Raw genomic sequence first — 16,172 nt, forward strand, 5'->3', positions numbered from 1 at the left:
CAAGGTGAATGAGGCCAGTGGGAGTCAGGCGGCGGTCTGGTAGGCCTGCTGGTCGTCGTGGTTGGCGGGCTTGTTGATCCAGGCTGCGTCGGGCAGCGTGAGGATCTTCGGGACGGCAGTTGGGGTGCTGAACCGTTCGGGGTGGGCGTTCCGGGCGGTGTTGAGGACGTCGGCGCGGTCGGCGGCCTTCGCGGCGGCGAGGCCGTAGTGAACCTCCGCCGGCGTGTGCAGGCCCAGACCGCCGTGGTGGTGCTCGTGGTTGTAGCGGTCGCGGAACGCGTCCATGAACGCCCTGGCATCGCTGAGAGAGCCGAATCGGTCGGGGAAGACCGGGGCGTACTTCAGCGTCTTGAACCAGGCCTCGGAGTAGGGGTTGTCGTTGGAGACCTTCGGGCGCGAGTGCGAGCGGGTGACCTCCAGATCGGCGAGCAGCGTCGCGACGGTCTTCGAGGTCATCGAGGTGCCGCGGTCGGCGTGGACCACCTCGGGGATGCCGTGGATGGCGAACACCTCGCGCATCATCTCCTCGGCCAGGGGCCCGGACTCGCGGGCGTGGACGTGGACGCCGACGAGGTAGCGGGAGTAGATATCGATCATCACGTAGGCGTCGTAGTAGACGCCCCGGACCGGGCCAGGCAGCTTGGTGATGTCCCAGGAATAGACCTGCCCAGGTGCCGTGGCGACCAGCTCGGGGATCGCCCTCGCCGGATGCCTGGCCTGCCTGCGACGCTCTGTGACCAGGGTGTTCTCCCGCAGTACCCGATACATCGTGGAGACCGAGCACAGGTAGATCCCACGGTCCAGCAACTCGGCGAAGATCTGTATCGGGGTGGCATCGACGAACTCGTCGCTGGTCAGCACCGCAAGCACCCTCGCCCGTTCGGTGCGCGAGAGCCGGTTGGCCGGCACCACCTCCCGCGGCACGGGTGGCCCCGGGCGCTGCTGCCGGCGACTGGCTGTCGCCCGCGAGATGCCGGTCAAGACCGACGCGGCCCGGGTGGGTGTCCCCTGGACGGTGAGGTCGGTGTAGGCGTTCATCAGCGCTTGTTGCGCTTGGTCTCGGTATCCGCGCTCTCGGAGATGTCCTCCAAGAGCGCGCGTGCTTTTCCCATGATCTCCAGCGCGGTCTCGGTGCGATCCAGGCGCTGCTGGGTCGTCTCCAGCTCGCGCCGCAACCGGGCGATCTCGGCCTGCTCCTTGCTGGGCCGGCCGATCGCCTGCCCGGGCTGTTTGCCCTGCAGCACGCCGGCATCGCGCAGCCGCCGCCACTCGGTGATCAACGAGGAATACAGGCCCTCGCGGCGCAGGTAGGCACCGCCTTGCTGCTGCTCGCAGGCCTCCTCGTAGGCGGCCAGGTGGGCGAGCTTCTGCTCGGGCGTGAACCGGCGACGGCGCGGACCATCGGCGCGGGGATGCGAACTGCTCATGGACCCATCATCGCGGGTCGACGACGGCAGCGTGGAGAGAGTCGAGATGCTCATCGGGGTCGTTCCTGATCTCGCCCTGCGAAGGCGGACTTGCTATGAACCACTGGTCTCAACTCACCCTGACACGCAGGGCCGAGCCGAAGTGAGCTGGGCTGAGCCGGGCCGAGCCGAAGTGAGCTGGGCTGAGCCGGGCCGAGCCGAAGTGAGCTGAGCTGGCTGAGGTGGGCTGAGCCCAGCGAGTGGGGCGGGGCCTGCTGTGCGCTGCCCCGTCCGCGCTGAGTCAGAGGGTGGTGGCGAAGGGGTCGAAGTCGGCCGGCATCGGCTCGACCTCGGCGAAGGTGGAGCTGACGTCCACGATCGAGCCCTCGGAGATGGCGGTCTCGATGGCCACCATGACGTCCAAGACGTGCGCGGCGATCTCGCCCTGGGCGCGATGCGGGACGCCGGCGCGGATCGCGCGGGCCATCTCCAGCACGCCCAGGCCGCGGCCGGTGGTGGCGCCGGTCGCGGGGACCGGCGTGGGCTCTTCGCCGCGGTATGCGGTGAGGGCCGAGTCGCCGTCGAAGACGTTGGGGTCCGGGAACGCGAGGGTGGCCTCGGTGCCGTAGACCTCGACGAAGCCGGTGCGCGTGTGCGGGGAGTCGAAGCTCAGCAGCACGGTCGCGTTCTGGCCCGACTCGAAGCGCAGCAGCGCTGCGACCTGGGTGGGCACGGTGACGTCGAAGACCTCGCCGGCCTTGGGGCCCGAGCCGATGGTGCGCTGCTCGCGAGCCTTGGAGCCCACGGCGCTGACCGCGCTGACCGGGCCGAGGGCGAGGACGAGCGTGGTGGTGTAGTACGGCGCGATGTCGTACAGCGGCCCGGCACCCTCCTGGAACAGGAAGGCGGGGTTGGGGTGCCAGCTCTCGGGACCGGGGGACTGGAACAGGGTCAGGGCGCTGGCCGGCGTGCCGATCGAGCCGTCGCGCAGAGTGCGCAGACCGGTCTGGATGCCTGCGCCGAGCACGGTGTCCGGGGCGCCGCCCACGCGCACGCCGGCTGCGTCGGCCGCGTCGAGCAGGGCCTTCGCGTCGGCCGGAGCGGTGGTGATCGGCTTCTCGGTCCACACGTGCTTGCCCGCGGCGACGATGGCCTGGGAGACCTCGGCATGCGCAGTGGGGATCGTCAGGTTGATGACGATCTCGACGTCCGGGTGGTCCAGCACGTCCTGGGTGGTCCCGGAGGCGGGGATACCGAACTCCTCGGCGCGCTTCGCGGCGGCCTCGGGGTAGAGGTCGCCGATGATGTGCACCGCCACGTCCGGGAAGGAGGTGAGGTTCTCGAGGTACTGGCCGGAGATGGTGCCGGCACCGATGATGCCGACGCCGACGGGGCCGGTCGCGTTCTGAGCGGTCATGAAGAAGATCCTTTGTCGTGCGGAGTGCGGAGTGCGGAGTACGGGGTACGGGGTGCGGGTACGGGTGCGGGGTACGAGTACTGGGTGCGGAATGCGGGTTCTGGGTTCTGGGTGCTGGGTGCTGCGGAGTGCGTGGCGCGCGAGCCCGGGAGCGGACGCGCGTGCGGGAGCGGATGTTGAGCGAGCGTGGCTGTCGTGCGGGTGGGACCGAGGAGATGGCCGCCGGGAGTCAGGCCGCCGTGTCGACCGTCCTGTTCAGATAGGCGAGCGAGGCAGCGATGCCCTCGAACATGTCTCCTGCGTACGCGTCGAACTCGATCACGCCGAAGGCCGCCTTCGCAGAGGCATCCAGAGTCTGGGCGAGCGGCATCTTCCCCTCGCCCAGCGGCAGCTGCGCGGCAGGGTCCGCCGAGAGGTCGCCGTCCTTGAGGTGGACCAGCTGCACGCGGTCGCCGAGGGCGTCCAGCAGGGAGGGGACCTCGGCGCCGCCCACGGCAGCCCAGTAGGTGTCGACCTCGAGGATGACCTGCGGGTCCAGCTCGTCGGCGAACAGCTCCAGAGCGCTGCGGCCCTCCAGACGGGACTCCAGCTCGAACTGGTGGTTGTGATAGCCGACGTGGAGGCCCGCCTCGGCGGCCGACGCGGCGCGCGCGTTCAGCGTCGCGGCCAGCTCGCGCACCGCCGCCGCATCGGTCCAGTCCTCGGGCCTCCAGTGCGGGTCCACGAGGTACTGCACGCCGACGGCCTGGGCGGCCTCGAGGATCTCGTCGAAGTCGACGTCGCCGAGGAAGGACTGGTGGGCGCTGGGGAAATCGATCGCGAACTGCTCGCGGGCACGCACCAGCTCCTCGCGGAACTCGACGAGGTGGTACGGCTCGGCGTGGGTGAGACCGAGGTCGACCAGGCGCGACACGGTGCCCTGGAAGTCGGAGGCGAGCGCCTCGCGGACGCTGTACATCTGGACGGAGAACTGCATGGGTGTCCTTCAGCGGGAGTGGTGGATCGAGGTCACTTCACGGCGCCGGCGGTGAGGCCTGCGACGAAGTTCTTCTGCATCATGAGGAAGCCGACGACCACCGGGATCGACACCGCCAGCGAGGCGGCGAGGACCTGGTTCCAGTAGACGTTGGTCTGCGTGGCGTACTGCCGCAGCCCGACGGCGAGGGTGCGGGTCTCCTCCGTGGTGAGCACGGAGGCGAACAGCACTTCGCCCCAGGCCGTCATGAACGCGTAGATCGCGACGGCGACGATGCCGGGCCGGGCCGCAGGCAGGATGATGCGCAGCAGGATGGTGAGGTTGCTGGCGCCGTCGACCTTGCCGGCCTGGTCGAGCTCCCGGGGGATCCCGTCGAAGTAGCCCACCAGCATCCAGATCGCGAAGGGCAGCGAGAACGTCAGGTAGGTGATGATCAGGCCGATGCGCGTGCCCACCAGCGGCACCCCGAAGGTGGCGTCGATGTTCACGAAGATCAGGTACAGCGGCAGCAGGAACAGCACACCGGGGAACATCTGGGTGGACAGCACGGTGGTCATGAACGGACCACGGCCGCGGAAGCGCCAGCGCGAGACCGCATAGGCGGCGAGCGTCGCCACGCCCACGCTGAACAGCGTCGCGACGGTGGTGACGATCAGCGAGTTCATGAAGTACTTCGCCAGCGGCACCGTCGACCACATCTCGATGAACGGGGTGATGGTGAGTCTGCTGGGAATCCAGGAGAACCCGGCCTGCACGTCGCCCAGGGGCTTGAGCGAGGTGGTGACCATGACGTACAGCGGCACCGCGACGAACACGGTGAGGCCGGCCAGCACGATGATGCGGAAGATCTTCTCCCCGACGGTCTCACGCATTGTTCTTCTCCTTCTTCCACTGGGTGAAGTAGAGGTACACCAGCGACACGACCAGCAGGAACAGCAGCAGGAGCACGCTCATCGCGCTGCCCACTCCGAAGTCCCAGGACAGGAACGAGGCGTTGTAGATGTGGAAGCTGATCAGGTCGCCGGCCGGAGGCTGGGCGGTCCCGAACAGCACGTACGGGGTGTTGAAGTCGTTGAAGACCCACAGGAACATCACCAGCAGCAGGGTCTGGTTGACCGGGGCCAGCATCGGCAGGGTCACCGAGCGCCACTGGCGCATCGGACTGGCGCCGTCCACCGCGGAGGCCTCATAGAGCTCACCGGGGATCGACTGCAGGCCGGCCATGAACATGAGGAACGCGAACGGCCACATGCGCCAGATCGCGACGACGACCACCGAGATGAAGGCGTTGTCGCCGATCAGCCAGAACGGGGCGCCGTCGAGCAGGCCCAGCTGGTCCACGAGCACGTGGTTCACGGCGCCGGTGTCCCGCTGGAGCATGAAGTTCCAGGTGATCACCGCGGCGTACAGGGGCAGCGCGTAGGGGATCAGGAACAGGGTGCGGAAGATGCCACGGCCGGCGAAGGGACGCTGCAGCGCGACGGCTGCGGCCATGCCGAGCCCCCAGCTGAGGCCCACCACCAGCGCGGTGAACGCGAGCGTCACGACGAAGGAGTTCAGCAGCTCCTGGCCGACGGGAGTGTTCAGGTCGACCGCGATCCGGTAGTTCTCCAGGCCCGAGAAGGGTGCTTCCGTCCAGCGCCGGATGAAGAACTTGGTGAGCTCGATGAAGCTCATCCAGAACCCGGTGGCCATCGGGATGATGTGGATCAGCAGCTCGAGCAGCACCGCCGGCGCGATGATCAAGTACGGGAACAGGTGATGGCGCGGGCGCCGCGGCGTCGGCCGATCGGGACGCTTCGGGGGCGTCGCGGTGCCCTCCGGGGCGGTCAGGCTGGTCATGTGGCTCTTCTCGTCGAAATGGCGGGCGCACGAGGGCCGACGGGGGCTGAGCCCCCGTCGGCCGGACGCACCCTCAGGCGCGGATCGAGTCCTGCGCGGTCTGCATGGCGGTCATGACGTCGTCGCGGGTGACCTTGCCGCCGGTGGCGATGGTCGCGAACATGTTGTTCATGGCCTGGCCGACGGAGGTCTCGAACTGGTCCTCCCACGGCACCAGCGGCAGCGGCTCGGCGCGCTCGCCGTAGACCTCCATGAACATCTCCGCCTGCTCGGTGTCATCGGTGAAGGTGGGCTTCCCGTCCACCAGCACGGGCAGCGAGGCGAAGGGCTTGCCCAGCTCCGACTGCGTCTCATCGGAGGTCATGTAGTTCAGGAACTTCAGGGAGCCGTCGACGTTCTCGGTGTCCTTCATGATCGCGAGGTTGATGCCCGCGAGGTGCGAGGCGCAGTCGCTGACGGCATCGGCCGGGGCGGGGAAGGGGATCGCCGCGAACTGCTCCGGGTCCATGCCGTTGTCCTCGATCGTGGCGTTGGCGTTGTTCTGGTTGATGATCATCGCCGCCTCGCCGTTCGCGAAGGCGGTGACCGACTTGGTGCCGTTGTCGAACTGCGCGTTGGAGGGGTTGACGACCTTGTGCTCCTGCATGAGGTCGAGATAGCGCAGGATGCCGTCGACCACGCCGTCCTCGGTGAAGGAGGGCTTGCCGTCCTCGGTGTTCAGCGCGGCACCGTTCTGCGTGGCGTTGATGAACGCGAAGTGGTTGTTCTCCGTGTAGGAGCCGGCTGCCAGGGACATGCCGTACACGCCCTCGTCCTCGTCGGTCAGCGCCTTGGCGGCCTCGACCATCTCCTCCCACGTGGTGGGCGGCTCGATGCCGGCGTCCTCGAACATCTGCACGTTGTAGTACATGCCGTAGGCGAGCCCGTACAGCGGGATCGAGGTGGGATCGGTGCCCTCCGCGCCGCCGGTGGCCAGCGCCGCGGGGACGTAGCGGTCGCGACCGCCGAGGGCTTCGAACTGCTCGTCGCCCAGCTCCAGGAGGCCACCGGTCGCCTGGAGGCTGACGCCCCAGGTGTTGCCGATGTTGACCACGTCGGGCCCCTGGCCGGAGGTGATGGCGGTCTGGATGCGGGTCTGCAGATCGGCCCACCCGATGACCTCGAGATCCACCTCGATACCGGTGTCCTCGGTGAACTTCTCCAGGACCGGGGTCAGCACCTCCTTGTCGTTCTCGAGGCTGGTGCCCTGGTTGGAGGCCCAGTAGGTGAGCTTGTCCGGGCTCTTGTTCGAGCCGCCGGAACCCGAATCGGAGCCGCAGGCGGCGAGGCCGGTCAGGCCCACAGCGGCGAGGGGGGCAGCGGTCAGAAGAGTGCGACGTCGCATCGGAAGACTCCTTGGCGCGCCATCATCGGTGCGCCGTCGAGGGAACGGGAGATGCGCGGGCTCCGCAGGGGAGCGACGCGCGGCAGAGCTGCTTAATCGATTCGAACTTAATCGATTCGGTGAGTATGGCTCGATGGAGAGCCGGGTGTCAACGGGATTGAGTCACGGAGCGGTCACGTTCTCAGAGGCCGCCGGTGGACTCCCGGATAATCAGCGAGGCCGGCTCCACCTGAAGCTCGGTGCGCGGGGTGCCGGCGTCCTCGATCTGGCGCACCAGGAGGTCCCCGGCGAGCCGTCCCATCTCGAACGGCCGGCGCGCCAGCGCGGTGACCGAGGGGACGGTGAGCTCGGCGATCAGCGAGTCGTCCCAGCTGACCAGCCCGAGCTGCTCCGGCACCGCGACGCCCCGACGCTGGGCCCCGCGCAGCGCGCCGATCGCGATCAGGTCGCTCGAGGCGACCACGGCCGGCCGACTGCTGAGCCGCAGGTCAGAGGTCTCGAAGGCGGCGAGCCCGGAGTCGATCGTGTACGGGCCCGACGCTGTGGAATGGGGGATCCGGTACTCCTGGCACAGGCTGCGCAGCAGTTCGAGACGGCGGCGCTCGTGGGCGTACTGCGCGGGGCCGGTGAGCTGGATGCAGCCGTCGTAACCGCGTTCGATGATGTGCTCGACCACAGTCCTGGCGTCGTCGGCCTCGGCGGTCATGACCTTCGCGAACGACTCCGGGCCGCTGTAGTGGCCGAGCACGGCGAAGTCCATGGTCAGCGCCTCGAGCACGGCGGGCCGGTGGTCGTCCTCGGCGAGGTCCAGGAGCACGACGCCGTCCACCCGACGCTGATGGGACCAGGTGCGGAAGACGTCGCTCTCCGCGTCGGCCCCGCCGCGCACGAAGCGGATCATCAGCTCGTAGCCGTGCACCGAGGTGGAGGACTCGATGCCGGCCGTCACGGCGGAGTAGAACGGCTCGCGGGAGACCTCCTCCGGGTCCCTGACCAGGACCAGCCCGATGTTCCCGCTGCGGCCGCGACGCAGCGCCTGCGCGCCGGAGTGCGGGGTCCAGCCCACCTCGTGAGCATGCCCGACCACTCGCTCGCGCATCGCCGCGCTCACGCCGGGCTTGTCGTTCAGGGCATAGCTCACCGTCGCGGGCGAGATGCCGAGATCGCGAGCGATCGTGGCCACGGTCGGTCGGGAGGGTTTCCGCGTCATGAGCTGCTTCCGGGTCTGGGTGGCGATGACGCCGGGGAAGAGGGCTCCACCGCCGCATCGCCGCGGGCGGGCGAGGCGGGTGGATGCGCACATGATAGGTCCCGGATCTGCGCAGCTTCGTGCACGGGTTCGTGCGCAGGTCCGCTCACGGGCTCTGCGAGCGCCGTGCTACGTGCGACGCCGAGGGAGCGCTGCGGGACGCCCCCGTACGGCCCAGCCCATGGCATACGCCCAGGCCATGCGGTGTCGCAGCGGTGATCTCAAGACGGCACGGATCACGGCGTCCCGTCCGCGGGCGAGCGGTCCGGACCGGGGCCGGCCGAGCACCATGTTCAGCTCGGCGAGTCGGCTGGCGAGGCGTGCCGCACGAAGACGACGACGCGCGGCCTCCCGCAGCAGCGGCATGTCCTCCAGTCGATGGCGCAGGTCCCGGGTGATGACCTGCTCGAGCAGCGGCGCCAGGGCCAGTGCGTCGAGCCACCCCAGGGTGATGCCCTGGCCGCCGATGGGGCTGATCTCGTGGGCGGCATCCCCGATCAGCACCAGGCGGCCGCTCAGCATCGTCCGGACGGTCCGTCGGCGGACGGTGAAGGCGCTGACCATGGAACAGGTCAGGGGGTCGATCCGCTGCCCGGTCCGGGCTCTGACCAGGGCGGCGAGGTCCTCCGCGGAGGAGGCCGAGGGAGCGGTCCCGGTGTGCGCGACCCATCGCCGTCGCCCGTCGGGAAGGGGGAAGGACTCCACGACGCCGTCGGGGCCGAGGTGGATCGTGGCGGTGCTCGAGGTCCCGACGGGCGGTCCGGTGCCCGGCGGGTCCGCGGTGCGGGCACTGCCTTCGCTGCGTCCGTGGTCTTCGCTGTGTCCGTGGCCTTCGGAGCGTCCGGGAGGTGCGGGGTCGGCGACGTCGCCCATGAGGTAGGTGTCCGGGTAGGTGCGCAGCGCGGTCTCCACACCCGCCAGGGCACGGACCGTGCTGTGGCTGCCGTCCGCCCCGACCAGCACCGATGCGTGCCATCTCGTGACGCGGGGACGGGCCGCGGTCGCGTCCGTGCCGTCGCTCCGGCTCGAACGGGTCCACACTCGCATGCCGGTGGGCGCGTCCTCGAGGCCGACCACGTCCTCGCCGCGGCGCAGGGCATCGGGCGCCAGCTCCGCGAGCCGCGAGGCCAGCAGCTCCTCGGTGAGACTCTGCGGGAGCGAGAGCACGAAGGGGCGCGCAGGCCAGGAGCGCTCGAAGCTCAGCCAGCCCAGACTGTGCTCGTGCTCGTGCTCGTGCTCCCGACCCCGGTACTGGCCTCGGTCCTGGTCGTGCTCGCGGTGGTGGCTGGTGCTGCTGCCGTGGCGACGTGCGGTGCCGTGCGCGATCCGCGCGCCTCGGGCCAGAGCGATCTCCTCGAGGCCCACGGCCTGCAGTGCGTCGAGCGCCGGGGGATGCAGGCCGATGGCGCGGGAATGGGCCCCGGGCCGTTGCCGGCGCTCCAGCACCACGGCCTCCACGCCCCGCTGCCGCAGCAGGATCGCCAGCAGGAGTCCGGTGGGGCCGCCGCCGACGATCAGGACCTCGCACGACCGGCCGAGGCTGTCAGCAGCATCGGTCAGCATGCGGCTCACCGTGGATCCGGATCGTGGATCAGCAGGGCTCGCGAGGGGCGCTGCGGTGCGACGCGCCAGGTGGGCGGGACGGCAGCCCGCAGCTCGGGAACGGTGTAGCTGCGGCGGATCGAGATCAGCCCGTCCTCCCGGATGAACGAGCGGCGGAAGAAGGGTCTGGTCCCGGCGGAGAAGAGCAGGTAGCCCCAGCGCTCGCGCCGGATGTCGCTGTGCACCGCACGGACCCTCGCGAGCTGCTGAGAGTCCGCCAGCAGCGCGGGGAACTGCTGCTCGTCGAGATGGTGGAGCAGGTGGTTGGAGATCACGAGGTCGAAGGAGCGGCCTTCGTCGACCAGCTCGCGGCTCAGCGCGGGACGGAACGTGAGCTCGGGCACCGGCGGCCGACGTCGTGCCCAGGCGAGTGCCCGCGGGTCCGGATCGATGGCGGTGACCTGCAGGGAGAATCCGTCGCGCCGGGCCCAGCGGATCAGGTTCCGGGCCACGTCCCCGCCGCCGCACCCGATGTCGAGCACCGTGGCCGGTCGGTCACGGGGCAGCACCGGGCGCAGATGCCGTCGATATGTCGCATGCCACCCGGCGACCAGGGCATTGACCACCCGGAACTGGGAATAGGTGCGGTCCAGGGTCTCGCGATCACAGCCCGGGTCATCCATCCACTCTCGCGCGTCGCGGTCCCGATGGGCCAGGGACGGGAGGATCACCGATCCGCCGCGGTGGCGGCGGCCGGCCCCACCGGGGCGATCCGCAGGGCGGCTGGCGAGACGCTGCGCCGACCGGCGCCGCGCAGGCTGCCGGGAACCCTGGTCATCAGGGCGGTCTCGACGGTCAGGCCCGGTCCGAACGCCATCGCGCAGACGCGCTCATCGGCGTCGGCGTCGGCCGCACCGCCCTCGAGGATGTGCTTGAGCACGAACATCACGGTCGCACTGCTCATGTTCCCGTAATCGCGCAACGTGTCGCGGGCCGGCAGCAGCTGCTCGGTGCTCAGCCCCAGGCGCGCCTCGACCTTGTCCAGGATGCTGCGGCCGCCCGGGTGGATCGCCCACTGCTCGATCTCGGCGTGGGGTCGCGCGGCCAGGGACGGCTCGTGCGCGAGGAGGGGCTCCAGGGCGTCCGTGATGTGGTCATCGATGATGTGGGGCACGTAGGTGCCCAGCACCATCTCGAACCCGTGATCGCCGATGTTCCAGGCCATCGCTTCCTCGCCGACCGGGGTCAGGACGGTCTCGAAGTGGTCCAGCGTGAGCACCGGACGGTCCGAGGGGAGATCGCGGCCGGTGACCACGGAGGCCGCGGCGCCGTCGGCGAACAGGGACGAGCCGACGATGGTGTCCGGGTCGTTCGAGGTGCGTACGTGCAAAGTGCACAGCTCGACGGTCGCCACCAGTACCACGGCGTCGGGGTCCGCCCGGCAGATGGTCTGGGCCTGGCGCAGGGCGGGAAGCGCCGCGTAGCAGCCCATGAAGCCCAGGTGGTAACGCTGCACCGAGGGGTTCAGACCCAGGGCCCGCACGATGCGGTAGTCGGGGCCGGGGGCGAAGAACCCGGTGCAGGAGACGGTGATGACGTGCGTGACGTCCGCCGCCTCGAGACCCTCGCAGCCCTCCAGCGCGGCTTCCGCGGTGCGCACGTAGAGCTCGGTGGCCTCGCGGGCGAAGACCTCGTTGCGGGCACCGGTCGTCGGGTTCAGGAAGTCGTGGGTGCCGGCATCGAAGAACACCGGGTCCTCGTCGGCTGCTCCCTCTCCCCATTCGGTGAGTGCGGAGTAGCGGCGCTCGATCCCGGAGTTGTCGAAAGCGGAGGTGACCAGGCGGGACCCGAGCCGGCTCAGGTCCGGCTGGGCGAGGAAGACATCGCGCAGCTCCTGCTGGGCGAGTTCCGTGCTGGGTACCGCGAGTTCCAAGGATCTCAGTGTGACCGTCATGCTTCATTGTCTCGACGTGCCATCCGGCGCACAACGGGTCGCGCCGAGGGGCGTGCGCCCGGGAGGGCGTGCACCAGCGCCCGGCCCGGCCACCTGCCTGCGGGACTCGTCGGGAGGGGACGGGGGCGGAAGGGGACCGATCGGTGGAGGGTCGAGGGTCGAGGGTCGAGGTGCGAGGTGCGAGGTGCGAGGTGCGAGGTGCGACGGGTGACGGGCGACGTGCGAGGGTCAGCCGCGCACGACGATCCAGATCAGCAGCTGGGTGAGCAGGAAGCCGGTCAGCAGGTTCAGCACCAGGAAGCGCCGCCATCCGGGATGGGCCCGGTCGCCGTGCGCATCGGGCAGCGAGCGGTACCCCCAGATGCTCGCGACATACGGGATGACCAGCAGACCGGCCAGAGCGGCGGGCCATCCGGTGAGGAGCATGGTCAGTCCGGCGGCGAGGTACAGCGCGATCGCGAGGCGGACCGTCGTGCGGGCTCCGAGCTCGGTCGCGATCGACCCGATCCTCGCCTCCCGGTCGGGCACGATGTCCTGCACGGCCCCGAAGGCGTGCGAGGCCATGCCCCAGAGGAAGAACGCCGCCAGCGCCGCGAACGCGGTGACGCCGAGCGGTGCGCCGGACAGGGCGAGGCCCACCGCAGCGGGGCCCACGAAGTGCGTCGACGAGGTGAGCGAATCCAGCACCGGCCGCTCCTTGAGGCGGATCCCCGGGGCGGAGTAGCCGACCACCGCGGCCAGCACCACGGCGAGCACGAGGGTGGAGGCCACCGAGCCGAGCACCACGAGAGCGACCACGAAGGGCAGTGCGAGCAGGCCGGCGGACCACAGCGTGAGCGCGTGCCAGCGTCGGTCCAGCACGATCCCCTCGACGCCGCCCTTGCGCGCATTGCGCAGGTCCGATTCGTGATCGAAGACGTCGTTGATGCCGTACATGAGCAGGTTGTAGGGCACGAGGAAGAACACGGTGCCGAGCACCAGCGCGAGAGTGATCCCGCCGTCGGCCAGCAGGTACGCCGCCGCGAAGGGGTAGGCGGTGTTGATCCAGCTCAGCGGACGGGACGAGCCGACCAGTTGGCGCACGGCGCCGGGGGCATCAGTCACAGCGATCATCGGTCCTCCGGAGAGTCGAGCAGCAGGGCGAGCGAGGGCAGCAGCAGTCCGGCGGCGACCGGCCAGGCGAGGTCCTCCAGGGGGACGATCCCGATGAGCACGCCGCTCAGCTGGTCCTCGTCGTAGCGGAACAGATCTGCCGCGATCATCGCGGTGTCGAACACGATCGTGAGGAGCAGGAGCCCCGTGATCGTGGCACCGGTGATCGCCCACCAGCGCGGTCCGGGCCGTCGCACCACGACGGCGAGCACCGTCACCAGTACCGGGGGCAGGAGGAAGAGGGCGGCGAGCAGGCCATAGGTCATGGTGCCCTCCGTCCGCCCCGGGGCCCGCCGTGCGTGCGCCGACGGCGTGCTGCGAGATCGAGCAGGCCCCACAGCACGAGCGTCGTATAGGCGAGGAAGCTGACGAACACGAGCTCCTCGAGAGGCAGCTCGGGGGCGAGATGGACGCCCGTCATCGCCGGGCTCTGTCCCATGCGGTAGTGGCCGGAGGCGATCGCCGCGAGATCCCAGAGCAGGAAGAACCCGATCCCGATCGCCAGGGCGAGGACGGAACGCCGCGGCGCCCTCCACAGCACGAGGTGGAAGCGACGGTCCAGCAGCGCCATGCACCCCGTCGGGACCAGCAGCGCGGCGAGGTAGAGCCCGGGCATCAGGTCTCGTCCCCGACGCCCGCGGTCCGGGCCGCCGGTTCCTGCAGCGGCGCGGACGAGCGGTCGCCCCGCAGCCTCTTGGCGACCAGCTCCGCGCTGATCAGACACATCGGCAGTCCGATGCCCGGGAGGGTGCTGGAGCCCGCGTAGAGCAGCCCGCGCACCCGGCGGGATGCGTTGCCGGCGCGGAAGAAGGCGCTCTGCCGCAGCGTGTGGGCAGGGCCGAGCATGCTGCCCTGCCAGGCGCCGAGGTCCTCGGAGAACTCGGCGGGGCCCACCGTGCGGCGCACGACGACGCGCTCGTCGAGATCGGGGATCCCGGCCTGCTCGGCGATCCGGGCGATGGCCTCGTCGGCGATGCGCTCGATGGCCGGGGTGCCGGCGCCGTCCACGCCGCCGTGACCCAGCGACGGGTCCGACGGCACCGGCACCAGCACGAACAGATTCTCGTGACCGGCAGGAGCGACCGAGGGATCGGTCGCCGAGGGCCGGCAGACATAGGTCGAGGCCGGCGACGGGACCCGGCCCGCGCGGATCGCCCCGAAGTTCTCGCGCCAGTCCTCGGTGAAGAACAGCGTGTGATGCTCCAGCTGCGGCAGCGGACCGCGCACGCCGAGCATCACCAGCACGGCGCCGGGGCCGCTGGTGCGCCTGCGCCACCACGACTCCGGATACGTCTGCAGCGTGCGCGGCAGCAGAGTGGTCTCCACGTGGTGGAGGTCCGCGGTGGCGACGACGACGTCGGCGCGGAGGGTGCGGTGGCCGCCGTCGGCGGTCCGCACCTCGACCCCCTGCACCTCGGCGTCGCGCGCTGGCAGGTCGGTGCCTCGAAGCGCCCCGGGTCCCGATCGGCGCCGCCGGTGCCCGGCCGTGTCCCGCTGCGTCGTGAGGATCTCGGTCGCGCGGGTGCCGGTGTGCAGGCGCACGCCCTCGCGCTCGGCGAGAGCGACGATGGCATCGATCAGCCGGGCGAACCCGCCCTGCGGGTACTGCACACCGCCCGTCAGATCCAGGGCGCTCATCAGGTGGTACATGCTCGGAGTGCGGTCCGGGGAAGAGCCCAGGAACACCGCCGGATAGCCGAGCACCTGCCGCAGCCGTGGATCCTGGAAGCGTCGCGCGACGAATGTCTCGAGCGGCTGGAGGAGCAGGGTCAGCAGCCGGGGCGCTCGCGCGATCACGGCGGGATCGAGGAACCCCCGCAGTGCGCTGAACGAGGTGTACAGGAAGTGCGCGAGTGCCAGATCGTAGGTGGTCGCGGCGGAATCGAGGTACTCCACGAGCCGGTGCCCCGCGCCCGCTTCGATCTGTTCGAAGGCATCGGCGTTGCGGGCCGCGGAGGCGTGGACGTCGAGCGGTTCCTCGTAGCCGTCGAAGAGCACTCGATATCCCGGGTCCAGGAGCCGCAGGTCCAGCTGGTCGGCGGAGGACGTGCCGAGCAGACGGAAGAAGTGGTCGAAGACCTCGGGCATCAGGTACCAGGAGGGTCCGGTGTCGAAGCGGAACCCGTCCTGCTCCCAGGAGCCGGCGCGGCCCCCGAGCTCGTCGCGGGCCTCGACCAGGTCCACGCTCCATCCGTCGTGAGCCAGCAGCGCCGCCGTCGCGAGACCCGAGATGCCGCCGCCGATCACGACGACCGCGGAGGCATCGGCGGGAGCGTCGGCGGGGGAGGCGGTCGGGTCGGTCCCCGGGCGAGGCATGTGCGCGGATCCGCTCATGGCCGCCTGCCCAGCAGGACGCCCGCGAGGATCCGCGCCTTCTCACGATCCGGGACCCGCACCCGGGTGCGGCGGATCTGCGCGGCGGGGGTCGCACGCAGCCTGCGGGACAGTGCGCTGTACAGCCCGTGCGCGGCGGCCACGGCCCGACGGCTGTCCGCGGGCAGGTGGGGGATCGCGGTGGCCGCTTGACGGAGCTCCGCATCGATGTCGTCGAGCAGCTGGTCGCGGTGCGCATCGGAGAAGTCCGAGGGGTCCAGGCCCGGGAAGTAGGTGCGCCCCAGCTGGTCGTGGTCCTCTGCGAGGTCACGCAGGAAGTTGACCTTCTGGAAGGCGGAACCCAGGCACTGGGCCGGTGCCCGCAGCCGGGAGTAGGCGGTCTCGTCCCCGGCGACGAAGACGCGCAGGCACATCAGCCCGACCACCTCGGCGGAGCCGTGCACGTACTCGTCCAGGCTGGCCTGATCGTGCTCGGCGACGGTGAGATCGGCGCGCATCGAGGCGAAGAACGGGTCGATCAGGTCGGCGCCGATCCCGTGGCGCCGCGCGGTGATCGCGAAGGCCTGCACCACGAGGTTGGTGGAGCGCCCTCGCTGCACGGCCCTCCCGGTCTCGGCGGCGAGGTCATCGAGCATCTGGGTGCGCACGGCGCGAGACAGCTGCGGGTCCGGATCGTCCACCGTCTCGTCGGCCACGCGCACCAGGGCGTAGATGCTGCGCACGTGGGTGCGCACCGGCTCCGCCAGGAGGCGTGCGGCCCAGCCGAACGAGGTCGAGTAGCCGGCGATCACAGTGCGGGCGCTGGCCTGGGCGACGTGGTCGTAGCGGGCATCGTCCGTCGCCGTTCCTCGCAGGATCATCGGCCTGGTCCCTCCGGTGCCGCCCGGCCGGATCCCGGTGCTGCCCGGCGGGTTCC

15 protein-coding genes are annotated in these 16,172 nt (G+C 70.3%); all 15 read right to left on the minus strand.

What is annotated here, in order from left to right; genetic code table 11:
- Positions 1–24: 24 nt before the first annotated feature.
- The 15 genes from CIK81_RS14610 to CIK81_RS14680 all read right to left on the minus strand — a co-directional run bounded on the left by CIK81_RS14610 (position 25) and on the right by CIK81_RS14680 (position 16,116).
- A protein-coding gene (locus tag CIK81_RS14610; protein WP_241964154.1) for an IS3 family transposase occupies positions 25–1,481 on the minus strand; the annotation gives its coding sequence in 2 pieces (ribosomal slippage) (positions 25–1,103 and positions 1,103–1,481; 1,458 coding nt in all).
- 226 nt (positions 1,482–1,707) lie between these two features.
- On the minus strand, positions 1,708–2,823 hold the full coding sequence (locus tag CIK81_RS14615; RefSeq protein ID WP_114355841.1) for a Gfo/Idh/MocA family protein: 1,116 nt from the start codon (positions 2,821–2,823) through the stop codon (positions 1,708–1,710).
- A 229-nt stretch (positions 2,824–3,052) separates the two neighbouring features.
- On the minus strand, positions 3,053–3,799 hold the full coding sequence (locus CIK81_RS14620) for a sugar phosphate isomerase/epimerase (RefSeq protein WP_096196385.1): 747 nt from the start codon (positions 3,797–3,799) through the stop codon (positions 3,053–3,055).
- A 32-nt stretch (positions 3,800–3,831) separates the two neighbouring features.
- Entirely contained in the window at positions 3,832–4,671 is an 840-nt protein-coding gene (locus CIK81_RS14625; RefSeq protein WP_096166688.1) for a carbohydrate ABC transporter permease, read from the minus strand.
- Entirely contained in the window at positions 4,664–5,641 is a 978-nt protein-coding gene (locus CIK81_RS14630; RefSeq protein WP_096166689.1) for a carbohydrate ABC transporter permease, read from the minus strand. The genes CIK81_RS14625 and CIK81_RS14630 overlap by 8 nt, the downstream gene beginning before the upstream one ends.
- 73 nt (positions 5,642–5,714) lie before the next feature.
- Positions 5,715–7,025 (minus strand): ABC transporter substrate-binding protein, encoded by a 1,311-nt coding sequence (locus CIK81_RS14635; protein WP_096196386.1) that lies wholly within the window; start codon positions 7,023–7,025, stop codon positions 5,715–5,717.
- Positions 7,026–7,206: 181 nt separating this feature from the next.
- Positions 7,207–8,328: a LacI family DNA-binding transcriptional regulator gene (locus CIK81_RS14640; RefSeq protein WP_114355842.1), complete on the minus strand. Its 1,122-nt coding sequence runs from the start codon at positions 8,326–8,328 to the stop codon at positions 7,207–7,209.
- 75 nt (positions 8,329–8,403) lie between these two features.
- Entirely contained in the window at positions 8,404–9,837 is a 1,434-nt protein-coding gene (locus CIK81_RS14645) for an NAD(P)/FAD-dependent oxidoreductase (RefSeq protein ID WP_114355843.1), read from the minus strand.
- A gap of 5 nt (positions 9,838–9,842) precedes the next feature.
- Positions 9,843–10,547 (minus strand): class I SAM-dependent methyltransferase, encoded by a 705-nt coding sequence (locus CIK81_RS14650; RefSeq protein ID WP_096196388.1) that lies wholly within the window; start codon positions 10,545–10,547, stop codon positions 9,843–9,845.
- On the minus strand, positions 10,544–11,770 hold the full coding sequence (locus CIK81_RS14655) for a type III polyketide synthase (RefSeq protein WP_114307494.1): 1,227 nt from the start codon (positions 11,768–11,770) through the stop codon (positions 10,544–10,546). The genes CIK81_RS14650 and CIK81_RS14655 overlap by 4 nt, the downstream gene beginning before the upstream one ends.
- A gap of 228 nt (positions 11,771–11,998) precedes the next feature.
- A complete protein-coding gene (locus CIK81_RS14660) occupies positions 11,999–12,883 on the minus strand; it encodes a prenyltransferase (protein ID WP_114307493.1) in 885 nt (294 codons plus the stop codon).
- Positions 12,880–13,188, minus strand: coding sequence for a lycopene cyclase (locus CIK81_RS14665; RefSeq protein WP_096166695.1), 309 nt, complete (start codon positions 13,186–13,188; stop codon positions 12,880–12,882). The genes CIK81_RS14660 and CIK81_RS14665 overlap by 4 nt, the downstream gene beginning before the upstream one ends.
- A complete protein-coding gene (locus tag CIK81_RS14670; RefSeq protein ID WP_114307492.1) occupies positions 13,185–13,538 on the minus strand; it encodes a lycopene cyclase domain-containing protein in 354 nt (117 codons plus the stop codon). The genes CIK81_RS14665 and CIK81_RS14670 overlap by 4 nt, the downstream gene beginning before the upstream one ends.
- Entirely contained in the window at positions 13,538–15,238 is a 1,701-nt protein-coding gene (crtI, locus tag CIK81_RS14675) for a phytoene desaturase family protein (protein WP_114328977.1), read from the minus strand. The genes CIK81_RS14670 and crtI overlap by 1 nt, the downstream gene beginning before the upstream one ends.
- Positions 15,239–15,252: 14 nt before the next feature.
- Complete coding sequence (locus CIK81_RS14680) at positions 15,253–16,116, minus strand: phytoene/squalene synthase family protein (RefSeq protein WP_096166698.1); 864 nt, start codon at positions 16,114–16,116, stop codon at positions 15,253–15,255.
- Between the last annotated feature and the right edge of the window lie 56 nt (positions 16,117–16,172).

Source organism: Brachybacterium sp. JB7 (assembly GCF_003335205.1).
In the GTDB taxonomy this organism is placed as follows: domain Bacteria; phylum Actinomycetota; class Actinomycetes; order Actinomycetales; family Dermabacteraceae; genus Brachybacterium; species Brachybacterium alimentarium.